Raw genomic sequence first — 24,742 nt, 5'->3', positions numbered from 1 at the left:
CCGGCTGAACGTCATACGCTCAAACGACGCTGAATTGGAACAAGAAGGGCGGCTATCTCGCATCAACTTGACGAAGCTACCGTTTATCAGCCTTAACCGCGCACTAGTTTCAAAAACTCCCGCATGAATCCCGGTAAATCCGGCCAAGCGTGCCCAGACACGATGTTGCCGTCAACGCAAAGCGTCTCGGCCGCGTAGGTCGCGCCGAGCGTTTCCACATCGAACCGGCAAGCGGTGTAGGCGCTCAGCGTGCGGCCTTCGAAATACTGATTGTTTTTCAGGGCGTTTAACACTAGCGCCGCATGGCAAATCGCCCCTACAGGTTTGCCAGCTTCGAAAAAGTGGCCGACAATGCGTGGGATGTTTTCGTCCAAACGAATATATTCCGGGGCTCTGCCGCCAGGAATAATGAGTCCGTCGTATTCCGCAGGATCGACATCGGCGAAGGAGACGTGAGATTCCAACTGGTATCCGGGCTTTTCCGTGTATGTATCCCATCCCTCGAAATCGTGAACCACTGTGCGCAGCACTTTTTTCGTCGGCGAGGCCAGAACGGCTTTGTAGCCTTCCTCCAGCACCCGGAAATAAGGGTAATACACTTCGAGAGCCTCCGCCGCATCGCCCGTGATGATCAAAATTTGTTTGGACAAAGCTTTCACGTCCCTCCAATTGGTTTGATATCCCATACTCTATTTTGCGGCGGAGGTTGTTCGGCTGTAAAGAGGTGCAAAATGTTGAACGATGTCGCGTTTTACCGGGACGTTTCCCGAGGGGCGGAAGCAGCCGAATCGCTAACCATTTGCCTGGTCGCGACGTTAAGGCGATTCCACAGGTTGGCTGTGGCGATCCCGGCGATCAGAGTGGCCAGCGCCTGTTCGTCGTAATACGTGGCAGCCTCGTTATAGATTTCGTCAGGCACCGGATCTGTCCGGTCGCTGAGCCGGGTAACCGCCTCGCTGAGCGCCAGGGCGGCGCGTTCCGCGTCGGAGAAGTGCGGCGTTTCCCGCCATGCCGCCACGGTCATAAGCCGCTCCGCCGTATCGCCCGCCGCCAAGGCATTGCGCGAATGCAGATCGACGCAGACACTGTCTCCGTTGATTTGGCTAGCCCGCACATAGGCGAGGAAGAGTGTTCGGTTCGGAACGCCGGTTTGCTCTGCCGAAGCGAACAAAGCTTTGCCGAGCGCTTGCAACGCTTGCATCGCTTCGGGTACGATCACAGCGGGACTTTTCATTCTTGATTGCATGGGAAACACTCCTTCGTTTTTTTGATCGGAACCGATCGTCCGGCCCTTCACTACGATGACGGATCGGGACCTCGGGAATGTGACAGGTCTGCAATAGAAGCGAAGGAGCACCGGATGCTTGTCTTTTTGTCACATTGGCCGAGTTTCGTTCGTCAGTACATATGAGGGTGATTTTAGAATCAAGAAGGAATGTGAAGAATGAGCGAACTTGATTGGTTGGCGGAGCGGTTCGAAGCGCACCGGAATCATCTGCAGGCGGTCGCTTATCGGATGCTGGGCTCGCTCAGCGAGGCGGAGGACGCGGTGCAGGAGTCTTGGCTGCGTCTCAGCCGCACGGATACGAGCGATGTCGAAAACCTGCGAGGATGGCTGACGACAGTTGTCTCGAGAGTTTGTCTCGATATGCTGCGGTCGCGAAAATCAAGACGAGAAGAGTCGATAGATGTCCACATGCCCGAGACGTTAGCAAACGGCGGGGAACGGAGCGATCCCGAGCAAGAAGCGCTGTTGGCCGATTCTGTCGGTCTTGCGCTGCTGGTCGTGCTCGGCAATTTGAAGCCTGCGGAACGCATCACATTCGTGCTGCACGATATTTTCGCCATGCCCTTCGCCGAGATTGCCCCTATCGTGGGAAAATCCGATGCCGCGGTGAGACAGCTTGCGAGCCGGGCACGCCGCCGGGTGCATGGGGCTGAAACGGCGTCCGAAGCCGATCTTGCCCGCGGGCGCGAGCTTGTCGACGCTTTCCTTGCCGCGGCGTACGCCGGCGATTTCGATACGCTGGTAGCGGCGCTCGATCCGGACGTCGTGCTTCGGGACGACCGTCAGACAGGGGCCGCTAGAGTAACTCGAGGCGCGACAGCACTGGCCAAGCAAGTGTCGGGACGCGCGCAGGCCGCGCAGCCGGCCCTCGTGAACGGGTCGGTGGGAGTTATCGCGGCTCCTCGCGGCAAACTGCTCTACGTGCTCGAATTTACAATAAGGCAAGGGAAAATCGCTGAAATCGACTTGATCTCCGACCCCGCGCGCCTACGACAGCTCGATTTAAAGGTGTTCCGCGATTGATCGCCCTTTATAAGAGCCGCCGCGGGTTACGAGGGCGCGAATCCGTCGCCGCACGCAAAAATGCCTCTGCAAGTGCTGCTCAAGCACTTGCAGAGGCATTTTCATAGAAACTAACCGAGCTTCTCGGCCAATTTCGGTTTCCACACTCGGACGAACTGCAAGAAGACATAGGAGCCGACGACGAAAACAAAAGCGAAGGCTTGAGCGATGAGTGTTTCGGCAGTCGGGAACAACGCGAACCAAACGCCCATCCAGTCCGGGATATGGAAGCCGAGTTCCGTAGTCGGGATCCATCCGGCCAGCTGCATTTCCTGTGCGGTTTCGCCGGTCATGACGAGAAGAACGACGACGAGGAGCGCGCCGGTCAGGATCAGCATTTTTTTGTACGGAAGCTTTTGGTGAGCGACGAAGGTCAGCACCGCGACGATGCCGGTAAAGAACAACCCGATTAACGCGCCCATCAAAATGACGTGGTTCCCTGCCTGCAAGCGCAAGTTTTGCAGGAAAAGCACAACCTCGAAGCCTTCCCGATAAACGGACGTCAATCCGACGAGGACAAGGCTCCAATAGGAGGTCGAGGCGCTTACGTTGACATCGACAGGGGCGTCGGTAATTTGCCGGCGCTTTTTATTGTGCAGCGAAATCCACCCGGTCCAATACAGCTTGTGAAAAAACCAGTTCATTATAATCAGGAGCACGATGTTCGCCAGCAGGCCCGTTGCCGCCTGGATGTTCAGTTCCGACGTCGTGTTCCCTACAAGCGAAATAATGCCCACGACTACAAACCAAGTGACGATCGTTAATCCAAACGATATGCCCGACCCGACGAATATAGGCTTCCACGAATCCTTTTTGCTTCGCACAAGGCCGGCGGTAATCGCCGATAAAACAAGGATCGCTTCCAGCCCTTCGCGGAAAATGAGAATAGCCGTATTTAGAATGGCGGTACCCGGAGAAATATTGCTTGCACTCGGGTCCGGCGCGCCATCGGCGGTAATGCCTTGCCAGACGAGGACACCGACGATGGCGAGAGCCATAATGCCAAGCGCGGCATTTTTAAAGCTTAACGATTTCATGCTGAACACCCTCATGGACTCATTGTTTTAGTCGACAATGAAAATCATTATCACTGAAAACGATTATAGGGCATATCGGGGCATACAGCAATACTTTTCGGCTAAATAAGAATCATTATTAAGTAGTATTAGTGATTCCAGTTTCGGTCGATGCCGAACATTTCGTTGTCATGAGCGTGAGCGTCGTCTTCGATTTGCAAAGTGGAGTGTCCAATTTTGAATTTTTTCGCTACCGTTGCATCAATTTCGCGAATGATGTGCTGCGCTTCGCGCACGGTAACGTCCCCATCGACGACGATATGGCCGCTCATCGCGTTCCGATTCGAGGTTAAGCACCAGATGTGCAGATCGTGAATTTCTTTCACGCCGGGGACGGCTTGAATCGCCTTGACGACTTCATCGAAATCGATGCCCATCGGCGTCCCTTCCATCAGCACCACATAGGTTTCCTTCATGACGCGCCAAGCGCCGGCGGCAACGATCAGGGCGATAAGAACGCTCAAGATAGGATCGAGAATATACCATTTCGTAAAGTACATAATGACGCCCGCGACGATGACGCCGGCAGAAGCCGCGGCATCGCCGAACACGTGGAGCATCGCGCTTCTGACGTTCACATTGTCCGCGTGGTCCCGCATGCCGAGGCCGATGTAAAGGTTGACGGCAATGCCGAGCGCGGCGGTAACAAACAAGACAGCCCCTTGCACCGGCTCCGGATGCAGCATCCGCTTATACGCTTCAAAGCCGATATAAATGACAATGACGACCAATGTGATCGCGTTGAAGAGCGCAGCTAAAATAGTGGCTCGATGGTATCCGTAAGTCATGGCCCGCGAAGGGGGATTGGCGGAAATCTTCATCGCGATTAATGCGACAATGAGCGCCGCCACATCGGTAAGCATATGCCCGGCGTCGGAAAGAAGCGCCAGCGAGTTCGCCCATAAACCGCCGATCGTTTCCGCCGCGAGCACGATTAACCCGAGCAATACGGCAATCTTCAATTTGCTTTGGGCGACGTGAACGTGGCCTCCAGGGCCATGAGAATGTCCGTGACGGCAATGCTCATGATCGTGATGATGATGGTCGTGATGCTGGGACATGGAAAAAACCTCCCGATTGAAAACAAATCAATATATGAACAATTGCTCATGTGATGGTTACATTGTAATGCAGCGAGGGTCGTTTTTCAAGACGTCTGTATAATATATGAGCAAATATTGAATTGTCGACAAAAGTGGGTACAATGAAGCATAGACGCATTGAAGGCGGTGATCCTGTGAGCGAAATGCTCGAAGAGCGTTGCGAAGATCCGTGCGAAGGCACCTTGACGAACAGCATCGAATTGTTAAAAAGCGAGATGATTCCGGACAGCACCGCTTCCGGTCTGGCCGATATTTTTAAGGCGCTCGGCGATCCGACTCGAGTCAAAATCATTTATGCCCTGGCCCAGAAAGAATTATGTGTCCATGACCTGACGCAAGTGCTCGATATGGGACAGTCGGCGATTTCGCACCAGCTCCGGTATTTGCGCAACCTTCGCATCGTGAAAAGGCGAAAAGAAGGCAAAACCGTGTTTTATTCGCTCGACGACGAGCACGTTGAGCAAATTTTTCATCAAATGCTGCAGCATGTGAAGCATGCCTAACCTTATTGCCTAGCTTGTTTTCTCCACTCGAGCGGAGTTGCCCCCACATGCTTGACGAACAAATCATGAAAGCGGCTGGAGGAAGTGAAGCCGACTTCGGAAGAAATGAATTCGATTGGTTTGTGCGTATGCCGCAGCAGGCGCTTGGCCTCTTTCAGCCGAAGCGATATGATGTACTGTTTCGGCGAGACGCCGGTATACGCCGCAAATTTTTTGCGGAATATGCTCTCCGAGAGAAAATGGCGCGCCGCTAAATCGGCAATTTTCAGGGGGGTATGGTACGTGCGGTGAATTTCTTGCAAAGCGTCTTGTATCGTTTCCGTGTCGTCGCGCTCCGTTGCGGCGTTGGTTTTGGACAAGCGCGGCGCACCCGCGGCAGACATATGGTACGAGAGCAGAACGGTTTCAAGCGCATTGCGCATCAGGTCGCAGGATAAATCGTGAACCCGTTCCCGCGACGATTCCTCTTCCATTAGCCGTATTGCCGTTACGACTCTAGCCAAATGCGTTCGGCTTAGCCGGGCTATCAAGATCTGTCCGGGATTTTGTTGATATGCATGCTCCAAAAGGAACTGGCAGTAGGCCGGAATTTCAGTGCCGGAATAGTGCACGGATATTCCCTTCCACGCTTTCAAGCAGACGAATCCGTGGAAAAGCGCGGAAGGGATCAAGATCAAATCTCCCGCGGCAACCGGTACGTTTTGTCCTTGCGACGTATAGTAACCTTCGCCCTTCAAAATGAGCGTAATCTCGTCGGACTCATGCGAATGAGAGCGAAACAGCCCTTCTCCCTGCTCGGCCGGAAATACATGAGGCGCGAAATGATCGATGCTTCTCACAAATCCGTTTCCCATCCATAATCCCTTGCCTTTGCCAATTAGATTTTACCTGATATTGTAATGCAGTTTGCAAGGGCTTACAAGAAAATGGAAGCAGTCGCGAAAACAGACCCCGCTTTGTGCGGGGTCTGCTGCGTCATTGCTTTCAGTTTAATCTGTAAAGCAGCCAAAACTGGGCGACTCCGCCCGGCAAATCTTGCCACGTTCCTACCCCGGCCCCGCTGTCGATGCTTGCTCCGCCTACATCTAGCGCTTTACCGGTTTTTACGCTGATCAATTTGCAATAGCCGTTCCCTTTATCGACGATTTTCCACTTTTGCGTATCGAGCCCTTGATAGTCCGAGATGGCCACCCTTCCCCACGGTGCGCTCGGATCTGCAACCGTGAGCGCCTTTCCGCTGTTCGGATTGATTAACGAGTAGGTGCCGTCTCCGGCATCGGCAATTTTCCAGCGCTGGGAGGCGCCTCCATCCGAATCGTCCCACATCTGAATCCATGTGCCGTCAGCTGTGCTTGCCCCCGTGACATCGAGCGCTTTGCCGCCGTTCGGATTGATCAGGCTGTATTCGGCCCCGGACTTGAGCGAGAACGCATTGTTGCCGGAAAGTTCAATGTAGTCGATCTCGACGGCATGTTTGCCTTTCGTAAATTCAATCGTGTTTCGATACCCTTTCTTTAACTCGATTTGCATGGAAGCCGCAGCAAATTTGTTGCTGCCCGTCTGCGGCAGGGCGATTGTTGCCGCAGGGGCTCCATTCACCGATACATATTCGGCGGCATCAGGTCCGGCCGTATTCGAATAGCGGACAGTCAGGGTATAAGACCCTTCCTCCGGAACGTTCACATCTTTGAACAGCAGGGAGCTGTTTTCGTTGTTGATTCGTACAGCCTTGCCGTTAGACGCCTCTTTTTCCTCCTTCACTTCGGCTTTAACGGCAATTCCGTGCTCGGCTTCGATCCGGTAATCGCCGCTCGGCACGGCGAGAGGGCCGTTCGTCGGAATGCCGAAATTCGGAGAACCGTCAGCATTCCAAGTAAACGGCTGCACTCTGGACGGGCGGGGACCGCAGCCTTGACCGGGACCGTTGTTCCCATGATACACGATCAAATCCTGAGTGCCGTCTTTCGACTGTACGAACGAATTGTGGCCGGGCGCATAAACGCCGTTTTCCGGCGATTTGGCGAAGACCGGCTCCGCCGATTTGGTCCAGGATGCGGGATCGAGCAAGTTGCTGTCATCGCCGGCCGTCAGTATGCCGAGAGCATAATCGTCCTCCCAGCAAGTGCTGGCGGAATAAATGAGAAAAATTTTCCCGTTCCGCTTCAAAATAACCGCGCTTCGTTGACGGGCATTCCTTTCTGTTCCCAGTCGAACTCCGGCTTCGTCAAAATCGCGTTGTCCCCGTTCAACGTCCAGGGGTTGGACATCGGCGCAATGGCGATAGCGCTGCCGTGGGCGCCGGACCAATTACCGTATGCCGCATATAAAAAGTACAACTGTCCGTTCTGGTCGAAAACTGTACCGTCCAGCCCCGAGTATTGAGTGTTGATTCTGCCTTTATCGACCCATGTGCCTTGCAGCGGATCCGCAGAAGCGTTCTCCAGCACGTAAATGCCGCGGCAATTGTCGCCGCATCCCGTATTTGCGGTATAGTACATATACCATTTTCCGTCGATGTAATGGATTTCGGGTGCCCAAATATCTTTCAGGTTAGGAGGAGCCGTCCATACCGTTTTTCTTTCGCCGAGGTCTATTCCGATGAGCGACCTCGATTTCCATAAATCCAGTCTGCTGCCTAATGTGCGGGTAAAATAATAGTAGCCGTCCGAATGCAGCATGACATACGGGTCCGCACCGGCCGTATTGATCGGGTTCGTGTAGGAAGACGTGGATGCGGCCGAGAGCGCAGACGCAAACAACAGCGGTAATAGCACGGTAAGCAGCGTTACTTTGTAAAGCAAACTTTTGCTGAACCTCATTCTTTCGTACACCTCCAATAAATTAAAGACGGTTGCAGGTCTATATTTTACATCGCCAACGGTTGCCGGCGTTCACGAAAACGGCTGCAAACCGAAGCGAAACAAGCTTGAATTTGGCCGGATTCGACGGTCGATTCCGCATGCCCGGAATGGCCCGCTTGAGTCATGTGCCGCTGCATGATTTCTAGTACTATAAAATAGACCTTTGCCAGCAGTATGAAAGAGAGGAAATCATGCGCATTTCTAGATTGTTCGTCATCATATGCCTTCTCGCCATGACCGCTTTGCCGCAGGCGGCTTATGGCCATTCGTCGATCGAAAAGACGTCGCCAAGCTCGGGAGAAGTTATGAACCAATCCCCGCAGGCGATCGAAGTGTGGTTCGGCGACTATGTCGACATTTATAAAGACTCCATTACGGTTGCCGGCAATAAGAAGGCCGACGTTCTGCTTGAGCCTCCCGAGTTCGCCCCCGGCGACCGTCAGCATGTCATGTCCAAGCTCAAAAAGCCGCTTCCTTCCGGAAAATATACCGTCACCGTCAGCGTGATCAGTATCGACAGCCATCCGCTTAAAAGCAGCTTCCAATTCGAGGTCAAAAATCCGAATCCTTCGCCGGAGGAACGATTCGACAACCTTCAGCTTGCGCGGATGAGCCCCTCCGACGGGGAAATTGCCTCTTCTTCGCCGGCCGAGCTTCACTTGTGGTATACGGAAGAGGCCAAAATTACAGCGTTCGGCGTCTTTGACGACAAGGGAAAAGGAGTGCCGCTGGAAGAGCCAGCGATAGATCCTGCCGATTCCAAGCATCATATAGTGAAAGTGAAAGAGACGCTGCATCCGGGCACGTATTCCGTTCATGTGTACGCCGGGATCGGACACCAGGAGAAACCCGACGTTTATTATTTCGCCGTGGGAGCGTATACGCCGATACAGACCGGGAACTCCATTCCGGCGGATCATCTGCTTTCCGTAAACAAGCTGCAGGCGCTTGGCCATTGGCTTTCCTATGCAGGTCTGCTTATGCTGGCAGGCATAGCTTTTTTTCAAGTTGTGATTGCAAGAGGAACAGGCGATTCAGGACGGATAAGAAAAGCGAGTTATCTGTTATTCGCAACTGCGATACTGGGGTTTGCAGTAGACCTATGGCTATCGCGAACCGAGCATGAAGCTGTGCGGCTGAGCGAATTGATTTCCTTCCCGTTTTTTTGGGTGCCGCTGCTGCAAATGGCGCTGTTGTCGGCCGGATTCTGGCTGTTTGCCGGCAAGACCAGGCTCGTCTTGCTACTGCTGGCTGCAGCGGCATGGGCGTTCACGGGGCACTCGGTTTCGCCGGTATACGGCGGTTACGTTGGCATCGCGCTCGGCACGCTGCATATCTTTGCGGCAGCTATTTGGTGCGGCGGCATTGCCGCGCTTCTCCTTATGGCTCCGCAAGATGAGGCCGAAAGCTGGCTGCGCCGAGCGGGGGCAAGCTTCAGCAAGTGGGCCTTTGCCAGCGTCATTGTTGTAGCTGCATCGGGCGTTTGGATGACGCTCAAATATGTGCCGGCGTTTACGCTGGAAAGCTTTTGCGCAAGCAACTGGGGTAAAATGGTCATCGTCAAGGGAGTGAGCTTGCTTGGGATTGCAGCCCTCGGCTATTGGCAGCGAAGGCATCTGGCGAGGTTGGCGGCGCTGGCCGCCAGGTTTGTGCGAAACTTGCGAATCGAGCTTTTGGCGGGCTGGATCGCCCTCGCCGCGGCGGCGGTTGCCGTCGATCAGTCGCCGCGCGAAGCGGAGCAGGGCATTGTGCCGAAAACGGTTATTGCCGACGGGGTTCGGGCATCGGCGAGCATAACGCCGCTTCAAACCGGCACGAACGACATCCGCATCCGGTTTGATCGGGGAGACTTTACACGGGTGCGCATTGCGCTGTCCATGCCGCCCAACGAGCGGAAAGAAGATACGGCCTTTTCGCTCGGGAACGGGGAATATGGCTTGACGGGAACCGTCCTTCACTCGCCGGGAACGATTTACATGGAAGTAACGGCAGCGAAGGAGGATGGAAGCATAGCCGCGTTTCCGTTCGAGATACGCGTCCCGGGCGTAGAGAGGCATTAACAAAGAAGACCAGCGGAGCTAAGCCCGCTGGTCTTTGTCTCATACGCTGGTATGGTTATGGCGGTTCGCCGGTTTGCGCGTTGTATCGGGTTTGTTCGTGCCGAGGAGGACGTCCATGACAGGGTTGGACACTCCGTACCAGGCGTGGTCGTCCAGATGATGGTGGAGCAAATGCTTCTTTTTCATCCATCTTCCCCACGGAGTGAGCGGCACGATCGGACGGTGGGATATGAAATGCTTCCACTGATAAAACAGCTGGCAAACGACGGCGCCGAATACGAGGCTGGCTGCCAGATGAAGGCTGCCGCCGAGCAGCCATAGCAAAACAAAAATAATGACGTAAGATACGAGGTCGTAGCGCACCGGCCCAAAAAGATGCTCGGTATCCGTCGGATGCTGATGGTGGGCTTCGTGCCCTTTATACATGGCGGGAATCAGCTTCGGAAATTCGTGCAAAATAAAGCGATGAACCAAATATTCCGTTAAAACGACCAAAACGATGCCGCATACAAAAGCAATCCAGCTAGAGGGAGCGCCTTCGCCGAAAACTACGATCGTTCCGCTAACCAAAAACAGCGCCAATAAAAATATAATGAGACGGTGGGAACAAAATTCACGCACATATTGCATAGCGGGTCACCTCAAATAGTGAATGCTTCAGGCTGCCCGAGAAAGTATGGCTGCGCTGCGGACTTAAGAATGTGGGTCTCCGCCTTTCCCGGGCAACCTGGAATGCTTATAATAAATTATAGCATTTAATTCCAAAAGGATGATACTACAAATATGTCCAGGATAGGACGGGAGAAAAATTTTAACAAACCGCTTGATATACCCTATGGGGGTATGGTATATTGATAATGCAAGGAGGTCATGCAAATGGAACTGCATGATGCAGCCCAGCTTCACGAAGAACACTGCCATACCGGCAGCGAACGCAAAAGCCATCATTCCGAGAAAACGAAGAGCAACCTCACGGCGCGGCTAAATCGCATCGAAGGACAAATACGCGGCGTTAAGGCGATGATTGAAAAAGATACGTATTGCGACGATGTGCTCAACCAAATCGCCGCCATTCAATCGGCACTTAACAGCGTCGGGAAAATGTTGCTCGAGCACCACCTGAACAGCTGCGTCATTGAGCGCATTCAGGAAGGCGATAACGAAGTCGTCAAAGAGCTTATGATTACGATGAACAAATTAATCAAATGATAAGGAGAGATGAAATATGCAAACAGTAACGTTGAAAGTGGAAGGGATGTCTTGCGGACATTGCGTCAATTCGGTGGAAGGCGCCGTCAAACAAGTTGGTGCTTCCGGCAAAGTGGATTTGAGCGCGGGCTCGGTGACGGTGCAATTCGACGAGTCCAAAGTGTCGCTCGATGCCATCAAAGAAGCAATTGAAGAGCAAGGCTACGATGTCGTGAAGTAAAGCCCGAGCCGCCATGTGCGGCTTCTCCGCATCACCGCTCTTTTTTTTCAATTCTATATACCCCCATGAGGTATATGATCGAGGGGATCAACGATGGAAAAACAATTGGAACAACATCTGGAGCAGCAACAAACGACGCTGCAAATCGCCGGCATGACGTGCGCGGCTTGCGCGAACCGCATAGAAAAGGGCTTGAAGAAATTGCAAGGCGTGTCCGCTGCCAACGTCAATTTTGCACTGGAGAAAGCATCCGTTACCTATAACCCGGCTCAGATCAACGTCGCCGCCATGGAGCAAAAAATCGAAGCGCTCGGCTACCAAGCCATTCGCAAGGAAGAGGAAGCGGCGGCGGGCGACTATAAGGAGCGGGAAATCCGCCATAAAAAGCTGCAGCTGGCCGTTTCCGCCGTTCTTTCGCTGCCTTTGCTGTGGGCGATGGTCAGCCACTTTTCGTTTACGTCGTGGATTTATTTGCCGGAGTTTTTGATGAACCCGTGGGTTCAGCTCGCCCTCGCCACTCCGGTGCAGTTTATTATCGGCCGCCAGTTTTATGCAGGAGCCTATAAGGCGCTCCGGAACAAAAGCGCCAACATGGACGTGCTCGTTGCGCTCGGCACATCCGCCGCGTATTTCTACAGCTTGTATTTAACGATTCAGTGGGCGGCAGCGACAGATGCTCACCGCCATGCGCCGGACATGTACTACGAAACAAGCGCGATTCTGATCACTTTGATTATTTTAGGGAAATTGTTCGAAGCTTTGGCCAAAGGGCGTACTTCGGAAGCGATCAAGAAGCTGATGGGCCTGCAAGCCAAAACGGCGCTTGTGATCCGGGACGGCCAAGAGATGACCGTCGCAGTCGATGAAGTGATCATCGGCGACATTGTTCTTGTCAGACCGGGCGACAAAATCCCGGTTGACGGCGAAGTGGCGGAAGGAACGTCGGCTGTCGACGAATCGATGCTGACCGGCGAAAGCATTCCGGTCGAGAAAAAGGCCGGCGATCCCGTCATCGGAGCGACGGTGAACAAAAACGGCAGCCTGAAAATCAAAGCTACCCGCGTCGGCAAAGAAACGGCTCTGGCGCAAATCATTAAAGTGGTGGAGGAAGCGCAAGGCTCGAAAGCGCCGATCCAGCGCATCGCCGATGTCATCTCCGGCATATTCGTGCCGATCGTCGTCGGGATCGCGCTCGTAACGTTCCTCGTTTGGTTCATTTGGGTAACTCCCGGCGAATTCGCCGCCGCGCTGGAAAAGGCGATTGCCGTGCTCGTCATCGCTTGCCCGTGTGCGCTTGGCCTCGCTACCCCGACATCGATTATGGCCGGATCGGGCCGCGCGGCGGAATTCGGCATCCTGTTCAAAGGCGGCGAGCACCTGGAATCGATGCAGAAGGTGCAGACGATCGTGCTCGATAAAACGGGTACGGTGACGAAAGGAAAGCCGGAATTGACGGACGTTCTCCTTGCAGGCGTAGACGAAGCCGAAGCGCTTCGCCTTATCGGCTCGGCCGAAAAGCAGTCCGAGCACCCGCTCGCGGAAGCGATCGTGGCGGGCATTGCCGGCAAAGGCATCGCGCTGACGGCAGCGGAGCAATTCGAAGCGATCCCCGGCTACGGCATTCGGGCCGTTGTGGAAGGCAAGGAAGTGCTCGTCGGTACCCGGAAGCTGCTGCAGCGCGAAAACATCCCGTTCGGCGAAGCCGGAGATGCGATGGAGCGGCTGGAGACCGAAGGAAAAACGGCCATGCTGGCGGCGATCGACCGCCGGTACGCCGGCATCGTTGCGGTTGCCGATACGATCAAGGAAACATCGAAGGCAGCGGTCGCAAAGCTGAAACAGATGGGCATCGAAGTTATTATGATTACGGGCGACAACATGCGGACAGCGCAAGCGATCGCGAGCCAAGTCGGGATCGACCGCGTGCTGGCCGAAGTGCTGCCGGAAGGCAAGGCCGAAGAAGTGAAGAAGCTGCAAGCCGAAGGCAAAATCGTGGCGATGGTGGGCGACGGCATCAACGATGCGCCGGCGCTGGCCACCGCGGATGTCGGAATTGCGATCGGCACAGGGACGGATATTGCCATGGAAGCCGCGGACGTGACGCTGATGCGCGGCGAGCTGACGAGTATCGCCGAAGCCATTTTCATGAGCCGCAAAACGATGGCCAACATCAAGCAAAATCTGTTCTGGGCGCTGGGCTACAATACGCTCGGCATCCCGGTCGCAGCCGTCGGACTGCTCGCCCCGTGGGTAGCGGGAGCCGCCATGGCGCTCAGCTCGGTATCGGTTGTACTGAACGCGCTGCGGTTGCAGCGGGTCAAGCTGTAACTCGCGCAAGCGAAGCAATGGCGCCTGATTTCAGGCGTCATATTCTTTATGGGAGAACGTCGAAACCGGCTTTCGTTGTCTTCTCTTTTTGATGAGGCGGAATGCGCCGTAAACCATTATCAATATGCCGGCGCCTGCCCAATACGGCCAACTTGATGAGGTTCGGCGCGTGGCTTTGTCATTGACGATAGCGGTAGGTTCGGCACGGACGACTTCCGTGGCGGAGACAATAGGGATTTGCGCCAGGAGCTCTCCGCTTTTCTTAATTTGATAAGCGCCGATCACCTCACCGGCTTTGATTGCCGTTTGCCCGCTTTGCCATGGCGTGAAAACAGGAATGTACGTAAAATCGGCGGCTTTGTTTTTCGGTTTCGTCAACACGAAGGAATCGCCAAGCACACCTTGAACGGCAGCGCCATAAAAGGTCGTTTCGGCAACGCGTTCTCCTTTTTGAAACGTTCGCTCTACATCGATATGGTCGAGTCCGTAATTGCCTATTGTTTGTACATCCGGATATTCTTTTTGACGCGTTGATTTCAAAACAACCGCAATTACCGTTTTATTGTCTTTTTTCATATATTCGATTAACGTATTATGCGCCTGGTCGGTAAAGCCCGTTTTTCCGCCCAAAGCCAGCGGATTTTGAAAAATGAGAGCCCGATCTTTGATCAGCACCTGCCGCTGGTCCGTCTTCACTTCGGTCCGCTCGGTTCCCATAGCTTCCATAATGGCAGGGTATTTCATGGCCTCTTTGGCAAGCAGGGCCAGATCGTAGGCGGTAGTATAATGCTGGGGATCGTGCAGGCCGTTAGGGGTGACGAAGTGGGTATGCTTCATTCCGATCGATGCCGCCCTTTCATTCATCATTGCGGCAAAAGCGGCCTCATCGCCTCCGATATGCTCGGCAATCATCATGGCCACGTCATTGGCCGAGATGACCAGTAATGCCTTCAAGGCCTCTTCTTTCTGCATCTTCTCGCCGACTTTTAAATTAAATACAGAATTGCTGGCTTCTTGCAGCGTCGCCTTTTTGCTTGCTGTCATCCACTCTCCGTCCGCGGCGTGTTCTTCCAGAAGGATGGCGGTCATCAGTTTGGTTAAGCTGGCAGGGTACGCTTGTTCATCTTTGTTTTTTTGATAAAGAATCTCGCCTGTCGAACTGTCGATGACAACACCCGTTCCGCTATAAATAGCCGGCGGCTTGTCTTCTCCATAAGCGACTCCTGCTTGACCTGATAAAACTGCGAGTATAACGATGATGACTGCCACTTTCTTCATTCCCTATCCTCCCAATAAGTACAGAACAATATAACCTTCCGCTAGGCAAGGTGTGATATTAATTATAGGCTCTGATCCTTAAAGAAAGATGAATATTTTGCTTAACAGGAGAGAAACTCAGGTGCCGGGGAAAGGCGGAGCGAAGGATGGGAATTTGGGCCATGGAGCGAAGCGTAAACTTTTGAACTCGTGTTCCCACCATGTTTACAAATTCGAGGGAACACGAGTTCAAGGAAGCCGGAGATCCACATTCTTAGGTCCGCAGCGCAGCCATACTTTCTCGGGCAGTCTGAGGGGAACCGCATCGTTTCGACTGCCCATGGCGGAAGCTCAAGCCTTCTGCCATACCGGCACAGCTATCTCCAATTGGCGCGGCCTGCGCCGTTCCCTCATCGCATGCCAGGCCGGGTTCAAGCGAATGCAGGGCGCCATGCCCGATAGCCGCGGGAATAGACAGGTTTATGTCACCTCCATGTTCATCTTATGCAGACGACAGGGACGACTTGCCGCTTTTATTCGTAATTTTTATTATTTATTAACAGGCGCCATTCGCGAGCGATATCAGCGCTGCGATTCGATTGCTTGACTCCCGCAACGTAATGCTGCACTATGGAAGCATAGCGACTATTGTGCGGAGGAAGCAAAAATGGCAAATACGAACACGGTGGAACGCATTATTAAGGGGATGGCGAGCAAAGGCTGGAGAATAACCGAACAGCGCAAAATGATGGCCGCTTTGTTCGCTGAAACCGAAGGATACTTATCGCCGAAAGACGTTTATGAGCATATGCGGCAAAAATATCCGGGGATCAGTTTCGACACCATATACCGCAATCTCCGGCAGCTGAGCGAAGCGGGCGTATTCGAGCAGTTTTATTTTAACGACGGACTTAAGTTTCGCGCGAGCTGCCTGACTCATCACCATCACCATCTGATTTGCATGAACTGCGAGAAGACCGTCACGTTTGACTACTGCCCGATGCCGAATTTGTCGGAGCTGCCTGGTAATTACGAAGTGATGCACCACCGTTTCGAGGTGTACGGGTATTGTCCCGAATGCGCCGCGAAGCGCCGTAAGGAAACAAAGCAACCGACGTAATAACGGGCCGAGCCGAGCTCGGTTTTTCATTCGTCCATAATCGTAAAAATTACACATATCAAAAGAGGGCTATGGAACAATTGCAATCCGAACACAAAATTCCGGTAACGGTGTTGAGCGGATATTTGGGCGCGGGGAAAACGACGATGTTGAATCACGTGCTGAACAACCGGCAAGGGCTCAGAGTCGCCGTCATCGTGAACGACTTGAGCGAAGTCAACATTGACGCGGATTTGGTTCACGGCGGAAGCGGACTGTCCCGTACCGACGAGAAGCTCGTTGAGATGGCGGGTGGGTGCATTTGCTGCACGCTTCGGGAAGACTTGCTGCGAGAGGTGGAGCGGCTGGCCAAGGAGGGGCGATTCGATTATATTTTGATCGAGTCGACCGGTGTCGGTGAGCCGGTACCCGTTGCGCAAACGTTCACTTATATCGATGAGGAGCACGGCATCGACTTGTCCCAATTTTGCCGGTTGGACTGCATGGACACGATCGTGGATGCGAACCGTTTCTGGCACGATTACGCTTCTGGGGAAAGCCTGCTCGACCTCCGGCAGGCGGTTGGAAGCAACGATATGCGCGATGTGGTCGATCTGCTGATCAGCCAAATCGAATTTTGCGATGTGCTGGTGCTGAATAAGTGCGATAAAGTGGAGCCGGATGAGCTCGGCGAGGAGCGGATGCGCGCATCTGCCCGGTTTTGCCGCTTACAGCAGGCTCATGCTTCGTGGAAGGACTCTGAATAAGAGTTACCGTCGAGGCCTAGCTTAACTGGAATTCCTCCTGTTCATGATGCTGGTTGAAACGATGTTATTCAATTACATGGAAAAACCGCCGCTAATTTCATCAAATTCCTGGGAGGTGGCAGTAAACAGCCGATTTTGCAGGAGGTTATCCCGCTAACGCCGCCTTCATTCGGGATTCCGGTCAAATTAGCGGGAGGATTTCCTGCAATTGCAGACCGTAAGGGGCCAGGCCGCACTCGCTATGCAACAAACCGAAAACGAGCTTTTATTCCTTCTTCAGCTCCGTTACCGGATCCATGTTGGGGTATACATAAGGAGTTTTCGGAGCGGCAATTTTCTCGATTTTCGCGGCATTTACCTTGAAAATATCGTTATCGTGGTAATGGCCCTTCTCGATCGTGCCAGTCACCTTGACCCACGTGTCTTTGGCAAAGGCCTTCGCGTTGGGAAACTCGACCAGAACGCCATATGGGGATGCGTCGGCGCTGCAGCAGGAGACGGCGAACCGCCCGACGATAAGCTGATCCGGCTGCAAATCGTCCTGGCGGTACACGAAGCCGCTTAATTCGATTTTCTTGCCGAAGAAGTTTTGTTTGAAAATATCGATCGTCGAGAGAGTTTCCATGAAAATTTCCGGCTTGACGTCAATGATGCCGCGTTTATACAGGATCATTCCCATTTGCGAGAAATCTTCCGAGTACTCGTCCGGCGGCGCGAACATTTTCTTGAGCTGCTCGTCTGCGGCTGACGCTCCGGAACTTGGTTTGGCCGAGGTGCCGGCCGGGCTCGAATCTTGGCTCGAAGGGGCCGAATCGGCCGATGGGACGGGTGTCTGGGCCGTTGCCGGCGCAGCTGTGCCGTTTCCGCTCGTCGAGGGCTGAGCGGCTGCCGCTATGGTCTGCGGCTGTGCTGATGGGGCGGCCGCTTTTTGCTTGCCGCGGCCGTCGTCAGGTTCATGCCTTTCTTATCGGCAAGGGCGCTGCTCATGGCGACGTTAGGGAGAAGGAAGCCAAAAAGCAGCGGAACCGCGAACAAGCCATAAACGACGAAGCTGCGAAGCCCCGAGCCGGAAGGCGGATGCCCGCAGCCGCACGCTGCCCGGTCGCCCCAAAGCGAGCGGATTCCGGTGTACGCCTGGAATACCGCAACGGCGTAAAGGCCGACGGAGGTCCATTTCACATAGTCTTGCATGCGCGGGGCGATGAAGTAGACCAAATTGTCCGTTTTTACCAGGTAAACGATATAGGTAGAGAAGCCGAACAAAATAGCAGCTCTTAGCAAATAATGAATGCCGTAGACGCGATTGTTGGCCGTTTTCATAAGGGCCCTCCGTTGCAGTTTCGGTCAACATCCATCGTGCGAAAACCGGCGACCCGGATGTCCTCCGCAATAGTAAGAATTACCGTTTATTATAAGGCATGGCTTAGGACAAGTATATAGGACTGGCAGCGGCCCGGCTAAAATGCAATTCTTCCGCAAAGGTAACGAAGTAACGTAAATGCCGTAGTTCCATTGTAAGTCCCTCCCTTGCCTATCATTTTACAGAACTTTCAATTGAGCACAATTCGGATCCGCAAATAAAGTCAAATATTCCTTTTTGAAAAGATGATTTTACCTGTCCGATTTAGGTTGTGAAATATAATATGTCTATAACATCATGAAGAGGAGCGAATGAAATGGAGGAATTTCGGATATTATCTCCGACTGGCATCCTGGGCTACGGATTCCCTGTCGAATCTTTCAAAAACGGTATGGGGAAACGTCCGCATGCAATCGCTGTCGATGCGGGTTCAACAGACCCCGGACCCTATTATCTCGGTTCCGGGATTTCATTTACCGACAGAAGAGCGGTAAAGAGGGATCTGGAAATCATACTAACTGCTGCTATTGGACAGCGTATTCCTGTCATTATAGGCACGGCGGGCGGATGCGGTGGAAATCCGCATCTGGAATGGAACCTTGAAATTATAAAGGAGATCGCGCGCGAAAAAGATTTGAGGTTCAAAATGGCTATCATACAGGCGGAGACAAGCTCGGATTATGTATCTGCATGCATGGAACAGGGAAGGCTTTCGAGTTTATACCCTGCACCGGAACTGACAACCGAACAATTGGAAGCAACGGTAAGAATTGTCGGCCAGATGGGGATCGAACCGTTTTTAAAGGCGCTTGAATATGGTGTGCAGGTCATATTGGCAGGAAGATCGTATGATCCTGCTGTTTTCGCAGCGCTTGCCGTAAAGAAGGGATATGACAGAGGACTAGCGCTGCACCTTGGAAAAATACTGGAATGCGCTTGTGTTGCCGCAACTCCCGGGAGTGCGAGCGATTGCATGTTCGGTTATCTTGGCAGCGATTATTTCAAGGTGGAAACGTTAACCGATAAACGTAAATGTACTACTCTTTCCGTAGCTGCGCACACCCTTTATGAAAAAACGGACCCGTACAAACTCCCAGGTCCAGGTGGTGTGCTGGACCTGACCGGCACCAGATTCGAACAGATTGATGGTTCATGTGTCAGAGTTACCGGAAGCGTGTTCTTGCCTTCGGAAAAATATACGGTCAAACTTGAGGGTGTAAAGAAATCCGGCTATAGGACAGTTTCCATTGCCGGTACCCGCGACCCGGTAATGATCGGAAAGTTAGACCATATACTGAAGGCAGTGCAAGAGATCACCCACAATAATTTCAAAGAATCTGGAATGATATATAACCTTGGATTTAAAATATACGGGAAAAACGGCATAATGGGTAACCTTGAACCGGTGAGGGATATACAGAGTCATGAACTCGGCATTGTAATTGATGTGATTGCCGAGGACCAGGAGATAGCCAACACAATCTGCAGTTTTGCCCGATCGACGTTGATGCATTATGGTTATGAAGGAAGAGTATCTACAGCAGGCAATCTCGCATTTCCCTTCTCACCCTCAGAATTTAAAGCTGGAGAAGTATACGAATTTAGCATTTACCACCTGATTGAGGTTGAAGACCCGAATGAATTGTTCCCAATTGAAATTCTAGACATCGGAGTTTGATGAATATGAAACTTAAAGATATTGCGCAAGTAATAAGGAGCAAAAATTCAGGTCCGTTTGAACTTACGTTCGATATCATTTTCAAAGATCGGGATATGTTTGAAATGATCTGCAGCAAAAAAATCATCAATAGGGAACTTATTTCAAAGTTGTACAACATTCCCCACGAAAAAGTTTTCTCGATTATTGAATTCAAGCCTGCCAATGCAATCAAGGCGACAATTGTGCGTCCGGTGCCTTCCGGGAACCCCGGAGATACGGATGTTTATGGCGCCCAGCAGCATGTTCCGCTTTTAGGTATTGAATTAGAATTATGAGCTAAAGTACAAGTGCGGTGGAAGGAGAAAAGCACATGTCCTTTGAATGGCATTTTCTGCGGAGCACGCCTGAGGAGCAAGGCATATCATCTGCTCTGGTTATCGTCCGCCACAATAAAATCGTGACAGAAGGGTGATGGGAACTTTACCTCTCTGCTTATCCAGATCAGATCAACTCGATAACCAAAAGCTTTACTTCAATAGCCGTCGGAGTGCTGTAGATGAAGGACTTTTAAGCGTTAAAAGGGGAGTAGTGTGATGAATCAAGAGATCAAGCTTATTACCAGAGCGGATGACTTAGGAAGCACACATAGTACCAATCTGGCTATTGAAAAGGCGATCGCAAACGGATTTATCAAAAACGTATCTGTCATGGCAGTTGGGCTTTTTGTTGAGGAAGCTGCTGAAATGTTCGCCAAGAGGAATGACATTTGTTTTGGGCTTCATGCCGCGATTAATTCTGAGTGGGATCAACTGAAATGGGGACCTGTTTCGGACCCGAGTAAGGTTCCATCCCTGGTCACAGATAACGGTTGGTTTTATCCAAGGACTTTAGACTTCTATTTTCATCCTCCCGTCATCGTTGAAATCATGCTCGAAATGCAAGCGCAGCTGGATAAATTACTTCATTTAGGATTTAACATCCGGTATGTCGATTTTCATATGGCGCCTGGACGGTATGTGCCTTCCTTGGGCGAAGCCATGAGAGAGTGGGCTGCCAAAAACAGTTTGATAAATATCGGTGTTTATGGAACGATGGCTTGTTTCTACAGACCATTTCCGCTCTATGACGAAATTTCTATGCTTCCTGGCGCTTTCGAAAGCGTGTTGAAGAAATTGCCAGCAGGACAATATATTTATGTAGGACATCCTGCTCTAGACACGGAGGAAACCAGACTTTGCGGGGAGTATAACGCTTATAGAAGAAATAAGGATACCGAGTTTGTCTCCAGTCCCGAGACCATGCGCCTGTGTGAAAAATATCATGTAACCCCCATACGCATTGATCAGGCAGAGGCGCCTATCGTACCAGTTGTGTAACTCGTAAGCCTTGGCCCCTTTTCGAACTGGCGAAAAGGGGCTTGTTTTTCCATTGGCAAACGATTTCCGCTTTCGCATATCATACTTGTGTACTACAATAATTGAAAGCGTCTCAGCTCATCAAACCGAGAGGATTTGTTATGGACTGGATCAAAAAAAGCTTGTTAGCGAAATTAATGGTCGGGATGCTGATTGCCGCAGTCATCCCTTTTTTTGTTTCCAATATGATAGCGTATCAATCAAACAGCAATTCCGTGAAACGGCAAATTATTGAGCTAAACGAACATTCCATGAAGATTGGAATGAACGAAATCAAAAGATACTTCAATGAATTATCCACTTTAGCAGTGTCTTTATACAACGACGAGGATTTGATGAAGTATTTGCAAAGTCCCGAAAGAAAGCCTTATGAATCTTTATACATTTCAGAACAAATGAATAAAATTTACGCCAGCCATTTAGAGTTGAAGGCTGTTAACTATCAGAGTGCTTTATCCGGACAAAACTATACTGTTAATGGCAACGGAATCAATCTCGAATCTCCGGGTATCAGCATTCCGAAAACACAGAATGGCGATTGGGATATAGACAAGGAATTTCAGGTTTCGCAAATCGGAAATGACAATGTGCTATTGGTAAATAAGCTATTAATCGATTATCCCGGTTCAAAGGTATTAGGAATGACCTCCCTCTATGTAGGTCAAAGTGAAATTGCGGCAATCGTTGGCGGGATCTCCGATCCCTCGGAAGGGAGTTCGGAATTTTTCCTTATCCAGCAAAAGCCGCAATTATTGTTCAGTTCCGTCCCTCACCGGAAACATGAGAGCGATGCACAAATTATTGGTATCGCGGCAACCCTGCAAGATCGGGAAGGATTCATAAGCGGCCAGTGGAACGGGGTGAAGGGGGTTTTTATTTATACAACGGATCAGTTTAAGAAATTGCCCTTGACCATGGTGAGATTTGTGCCGGAATCTACGATAAATAAAGCAGCAAACCAGACACTGAGCCGTTCGTTGATCGTTCAATTCATAGCGATTGCCTTTGTCGTCGCGTTAGCAACGCTGTTGTCTTATTACATCATTTTGCGGATTAAACGGATTGTGAGAAGCATTGCCAAAGTGGAGACGGGAAATTTCAAATTGGAAGCGAATACGGGAATTGCGGACGAGTTAGGTATATTGGAGCAGCGTTTCCGGGACATGGTTGAACAATTGGATATGATGATCAACCAAGAATACCGCAACCGGCTGGAGCTATCCACAGCCCGTTTGAAAATGCTGCAGTCGCAAATCAACCCCCATTTTCTATACAATACGCTTCAGTCCATCGGAACATTGGCTTTAAGTCACGGCGTCCGGGAAATCAAAGACAAAATTTCCGAACTTGGCGATATATTCCGATATAGCATGAATCACAATACGGAAGTAGTGGGCTTGCGGATGGAATTGAGGCATATCGAAAATTACTTGTCCCTTCAGGGAGGAAGATTTGCAAATAAATTATCCTATACGATTTCCTGCCCTGAAGAGCTGCTGGACTTCCCGGTGCCGAAAATGATGTTGCAGCCGATAGTGGAAAACAGCATCATCCATGGAATAGAGAAAGGCCACGGCAGCGGAACCGTGCATATTCGCATCGAAAAAGACGAAAACCTCCATATCCGCATCATGGATAACGGCAAAGGAATGGGAGGCGAGGCGATCAAGCGGTTGAAGCAGGGGTATGCCGACTATCGGCTAAAATCGGATGCCGGAATCGGATTACTCAATGTGCTCCATCGTCTGCAGCTTTATTACGGTCCGGAGTTTGACTGGGAGATCGAGAGTGTTCCGTATGAGTCTACGATAGTCGCTCTTCATATCCCGTTCCTGCGTTAAGAAGGAGGACAGACAATGAAAGTAGTCATCGCCGACGATGAAGACCATGTTCGTAAAGGTATCGAGCTTGATGTCGATTGGGAGCGATTCGGCATTAGCGAACGGCTGATGGCCGACGACGGAATACAGGCCATGGAGCTGATTCGCGAGCATAATCCGGCCATTTTGTTTTGCGATATGAGCATGCCCCGTATGGATGGTATTGCCCTGTTGCGAATGCTGAGAGAAGAAGGATGGGACACCCAAGTCATCGTTGTCAGCGGATATGACGATTTCAGTTATACACGCGCGGCGATTTTGGCAAACGGCGTGGATTATATTCTGAAGCCGTTCAAGACGAAGGATTTGGAAGGTGCGGTTTCCCGTGCCGTAACGGCATATCAGGCAACCAAAAGTAAAACGAAAGACGAAATAGAAACCCGACACCGGCTTCATCTTGCCGACTCGCTGCTGGACGAGCAGAAATGGAGCCAATATCTTAAAGGAGAAACATCGTTTCAAGACCAGACCGTGCGTCATTTGTTTCATAAAACAGGACTGCCTTTACAGAATTTATACGTATCATGCATTCTTCCGAGGAACAGACACCAGCTGGTTTATCAGAAATTTTCGGGAGATATCGGGTTGTTTCATTTTGCAGTCAATAATATCGCACACGATATTTTGAAATCGTACGGTCCTCATTATTTAGTCAGGATGGACGATTATCATTGGGTCTTGATAACAGCTTCTGCAAAATCCGATATAATTGTGAATGAATATAGCTGGTATTTGGATAAATTAAGCCGTGTTTGGCGGGAGACATTAGGGCTTGATGTTTTGCAAGGGACTTACGTGAGAATTACGGATTACACCCGAATGCTTCCGGCAATGGCGGAAGCTCGCGCTTCCTTGTTGAAGCGAGAGCTTATGAAGGAGAGCCCTTCTATTATTGGCGAGTTGCCTCGATTTGCGGATCGGGAGATCCCGTTGATCAATGCCATTCGGAAAGGAAATAAGACCGGTCTGACGGAGATCATTGAAGCGTTTGTGGAGTCGCTGAATCCCGCGGATCATTGCGCCTGGAGGAGCTTCAAGTATATGCGATGGAAGCCAACCTCCTGCTCAAGCGAGCGCAAAGTTTACATCAAACGGACAAGGAACGGAGCGACTGGCTTATTTCCTTATGGATCAGCGATTTGGACGAATGGAAGACGCAGCTGATGCATCGTTGTTGGGAAATGGCAGAATCACTGGGAAGCGATCACTCGGCAGCATCCGGAATCGAAGCAATCCGCCGTTATATCGAACAGCATTACAAGAAGGATATTTCTTTAACCACATTATCGGAAATCTTTCATTTCAGCCCGCGCTATTTGGCGAAAATATTCAAAGAACAGTTTCATACGACCATTATCACTTATCTGACCGACCTTCGGATCGATAAGGCTAAATCGTTGCTGATCCATTCCAATATTCCGATATCTGAAATAGCCGGTTCTATCGGGTATGAGGATGAAAATTATTTTGGCAAAGTTTTCAAGAAGCAAACCGGATTATCCCCTATGCAGTTCCGCAAACAATATAAAAACAAATAACTGGCAAGCCTGACCTGCGATTTCCAGCGGATCGGGCTTGCCTTTTAAGAGGAGGG

The 24,742-nt window shown here is 51.4% G+C and carries 25 protein-coding genes and 1 pseudogene; 15 read left to right on the top strand and 11 right to left on the bottom strand.

What is annotated here, in order from left to right; genetic code table 11:
* Positions 1-92: 92 nt before the first annotated feature.
* Both SD70_RS00975 and SD70_RS00970 read right to left on the bottom strand, forming a co-directional pair.
* Complete coding sequence (locus tag SD70_RS00975) at positions 93-650, bottom strand: DJ-1/PfpI family protein (RefSeq protein ID WP_041044888.1); 558 nt, start codon at positions 648-650, stop codon at positions 93-95.
* A 101-nt stretch (positions 651-751) separates the two neighbouring features.
* Positions 752-1,246, bottom strand: coding sequence for a carboxymuconolactone decarboxylase family protein (locus SD70_RS00970; RefSeq protein ID WP_041044813.1), 495 nt, complete (start codon positions 1,244-1,246; stop codon positions 752-754).
* Positions 1,247-1,444: 198 nt separating this feature from the next.
* Between SD70_RS00970 and SD70_RS00965 the strand changes: the two genes are divergently transcribed.
* The gene (locus SD70_RS00965) at positions 1,445-2,311 is read left to right on the top strand and encodes a sigma-70 family RNA polymerase sigma factor (protein ID WP_041044812.1); all 867 of its coding nucleotides are present in this window, start codon (positions 1,445-1,447) and stop codon (positions 2,309-2,311) included.
* A gap of 110 nt (positions 2,312-2,421) precedes the next feature.
* On the opposite strand, the gene SD70_RS00960 is transcribed toward SD70_RS00965, so the two are convergent.
* Together SD70_RS00960 and SD70_RS00955 are read right to left on the bottom strand one after the other, a co-directional pair.
* Positions 2,422-3,387, bottom strand: coding sequence for an FTR1 family iron permease (locus SD70_RS00960; protein WP_231570971.1), 966 nt, complete (start codon positions 3,385-3,387; stop codon positions 2,422-2,424).
* Positions 3,388-3,515: 128 nt separating this feature from the next.
* A complete protein-coding gene (locus SD70_RS00955; protein ID WP_082053030.1) occupies positions 3,516-4,487 on the bottom strand; it encodes a cation diffusion facilitator family transporter in 972 nt (323 codons plus the stop codon).
* A gap of 185 nt (positions 4,488-4,672) precedes the next feature.
* Between SD70_RS00955 and SD70_RS00950 the strand changes: the two genes are divergently transcribed.
* Positions 4,673-5,032 (top strand): ArsR/SmtB family transcription factor, encoded by a 360-nt coding sequence (locus tag SD70_RS00950; RefSeq protein ID WP_041044886.1) that lies wholly within the window; start codon positions 4,673-4,675, stop codon positions 5,030-5,032.
* 2 nt (positions 5,033-5,034) lie between these two features.
* On the opposite strand, the gene SD70_RS00945 is transcribed toward SD70_RS00950, so the two are convergent.
* From SD70_RS00945 to SD70_RS39625, 3 genes are all read right to left on the bottom strand, one after another.
* Positions 5,035-5,871, bottom strand: coding sequence for a helix-turn-helix domain-containing protein (locus SD70_RS00945; RefSeq protein ID WP_231570970.1), 837 nt, complete (start codon positions 5,869-5,871; stop codon positions 5,035-5,037).
* A 145-nt stretch (positions 5,872-6,016) separates the two neighbouring features.
* A complete protein-coding gene (locus SD70_RS34400; RefSeq protein WP_331436705.1) occupies positions 6,017-7,198 on the bottom strand; it encodes an RICIN domain-containing protein in 1,182 nt (393 codons plus the stop codon).
* Positions 7,195-7,851 (bottom strand): family 43 glycosylhydrolase, encoded by a 657-nt coding sequence (locus tag SD70_RS39625; RefSeq protein WP_331436704.1) that lies wholly within the window; start codon positions 7,849-7,851, stop codon positions 7,195-7,197. Before SD70_RS39625 ends, SD70_RS34400 begins: the two co-directional genes overlap by 4 nt.
* Before the next feature lie 233 nt (positions 7,852-8,084).
* On the opposite strand from SD70_RS39625, the gene SD70_RS00935 reads away from it, so the two are divergent.
* Complete coding sequence (locus SD70_RS00935; RefSeq protein WP_041044809.1) at positions 8,085-9,953, top strand: copper resistance protein CopC; 1,869 nt, start codon at positions 8,085-8,087, stop codon at positions 9,951-9,953.
* A 39-nt stretch (positions 9,954-9,992) separates the two neighbouring features.
* Here the strand turns inward: SD70_RS00935 and SD70_RS00930 are convergent, their stop codons facing one another.
* Positions 9,993-10,583, bottom strand: coding sequence for a sterol desaturase family protein (locus SD70_RS00930; RefSeq protein WP_041044808.1), 591 nt, complete (start codon positions 10,581-10,583; stop codon positions 9,993-9,995).
* 246 nt (positions 10,584-10,829) lie between these two features.
* Here SD70_RS00930 and SD70_RS00925 point away from each other — a divergent pair, with 246 nt between their 5' ends.
* From SD70_RS00925 to SD70_RS00915, 3 genes are all read left to right on the top strand, one after another.
* A complete protein-coding gene (locus SD70_RS00925; RefSeq protein ID WP_041044807.1) occupies positions 10,830-11,162 on the top strand; it encodes a metal-sensitive transcriptional regulator in 333 nt (110 codons plus the stop codon).
* A 16-nt stretch (positions 11,163-11,178) separates the two neighbouring features.
* Positions 11,179-11,382, top strand: coding sequence for a copper chaperone CopZ (gene copZ, locus SD70_RS00920; RefSeq protein ID WP_041044806.1), 204 nt, complete (start codon positions 11,179-11,181; stop codon positions 11,380-11,382).
* 93 nt (positions 11,383-11,475) lie between these two features.
* Positions 11,476-13,710: a heavy metal translocating P-type ATPase gene (locus SD70_RS00915; RefSeq protein ID WP_041044805.1), complete on the top strand. Its 2,235-nt coding sequence runs from the start codon at positions 11,476-11,478 to the stop codon at positions 13,708-13,710.
* A gap of 30 nt (positions 13,711-13,740) precedes the next feature.
* On the opposite strand, the gene SD70_RS00910 is transcribed toward SD70_RS00915, so the two are convergent.
* Positions 13,741-14,988, bottom strand: coding sequence for a D-alanyl-D-alanine carboxypeptidase family protein (locus SD70_RS00910; protein WP_052486914.1), 1,248 nt, complete (start codon positions 14,986-14,988; stop codon positions 13,741-13,743).
* A 646-nt stretch (positions 14,989-15,634) separates the two neighbouring features.
* Between SD70_RS00910 and SD70_RS00905 the strand changes: the two genes are divergently transcribed.
* Together SD70_RS00905 and SD70_RS00900 are read left to right on the top strand one after the other, a co-directional pair.
* Positions 15,635-16,087: a Fur family transcriptional regulator gene (locus SD70_RS00905; RefSeq protein ID WP_041044804.1), complete on the top strand. Its 453-nt coding sequence runs from the start codon at positions 15,635-15,637 to the stop codon at positions 16,085-16,087.
* Between the two features lie 71 nt (positions 16,088-16,158).
* Positions 16,159-16,794, top strand: a pseudogene (locus tag SD70_RS00900) (CobW family GTP-binding protein); the annotation flags it as partial.
* A gap of 304 nt (positions 16,795-17,098) precedes the next feature.
* Here SD70_RS00900 and SD70_RS32680 read toward each other — a convergent pair.
* The gene (locus SD70_RS32680; protein ID WP_052486913.1) at positions 17,099-17,554 is read right to left on the bottom strand and encodes a TIGR03943 family putative permease subunit; all 456 of its coding nucleotides are present in this window, start codon (positions 17,552-17,554) and stop codon (positions 17,099-17,101) included.
* A 4-nt stretch (positions 17,555-17,558) separates the two neighbouring features.
* On the opposite strand from SD70_RS32680, the gene SD70_RS37410 reads away from it, so the two are divergent.
* Positions 17,559-17,714 carry a hypothetical protein gene (locus SD70_RS37410; protein ID WP_231570969.1) on the top strand — a complete coding sequence of 52 codons (156 nt, stop codon included), beginning with the start codon at positions 17,559-17,561 and terminating at the stop codon, positions 17,712-17,714.
* Positions 17,715-17,724: 10 nt separating this feature from the next.
* Here SD70_RS37410 and SD70_RS32675 read toward each other — a convergent pair whose 3' ends face one another.
* Positions 17,725-18,153 carry a DUF1980 domain-containing protein gene (locus SD70_RS32675; RefSeq protein WP_052486912.1) on the bottom strand — a complete coding sequence of 143 codons (429 nt, stop codon included), beginning with the start codon at positions 18,151-18,153 and terminating at the stop codon, positions 17,725-17,727.
* 356 nt (positions 18,154-18,509) lie between these two features.
* Between SD70_RS32675 and SD70_RS00890 the strand changes: the two genes are divergently transcribed.
* The 6 genes from SD70_RS00890 to SD70_RS00865 all read left to right on the top strand — a co-directional run bounded on the left by SD70_RS00890 (position 18,510) and on the right by SD70_RS00865 (position 24,686).
* Positions 18,510-19,871 (top strand): acyclic terpene utilization AtuA family protein, encoded by a 1,362-nt coding sequence (locus tag SD70_RS00890; RefSeq protein ID WP_041044803.1) that lies wholly within the window; start codon positions 18,510-18,512, stop codon positions 19,869-19,871.
* Between the two features lie 5 nt (positions 19,872-19,876).
* A complete protein-coding gene (locus SD70_RS00885; RefSeq protein ID WP_197080893.1) occupies positions 19,877-20,188 on the top strand; it encodes a DUF4387 domain-containing protein in 312 nt (103 codons plus the stop codon).
* 258 nt (positions 20,189-20,446) lie between these two features.
* Complete coding sequence (locus SD70_RS00880) at positions 20,447-21,229, top strand: ChbG/HpnK family deacetylase (protein WP_041044801.1); 783 nt, start codon at positions 20,447-20,449, stop codon at positions 21,227-21,229.
* A gap of 140 nt (positions 21,230-21,369) precedes the next feature.
* Positions 21,370-23,109, top strand: a complete 1,740-nt coding sequence (locus SD70_RS00875) for a sensor histidine kinase (protein WP_041044800.1) — start codon at positions 21,370-21,372, stop codon at positions 23,107-23,109.
* A gap of 15 nt (positions 23,110-23,124) precedes the next feature.
* Positions 23,125-24,312 carry a response regulator gene (locus SD70_RS32670; RefSeq protein ID WP_052486911.1) on the top strand — a complete coding sequence of 396 codons (1,188 nt, stop codon included), beginning with the start codon at positions 23,125-23,127 and terminating at the stop codon, positions 24,310-24,312.
* The gene (locus tag SD70_RS00865) at positions 24,288-24,686 is read left to right on the top strand and encodes a helix-turn-helix domain-containing protein (RefSeq protein WP_197080892.1); all 399 of its coding nucleotides are present in this window, start codon (positions 24,288-24,290) and stop codon (positions 24,684-24,686) included. Before SD70_RS32670 ends, SD70_RS00865 begins: the two co-directional genes overlap by 25 nt.
* Positions 24,687-24,742 lie beyond the last annotated feature (56 nt).

It is taken from the genome of Gordoniibacillus kamchatkensis (assembly GCF_000829455.1).
Classification (GTDB): Bacteria; Bacillota; Bacilli; order Paenibacillales; family NBRC-103111; genus Gordoniibacillus; species Gordoniibacillus kamchatkensis.
Note: the sequence above shows the minus strand (reverse complement) of the source record. Positions and strands in the feature narration are given on the sequence as shown.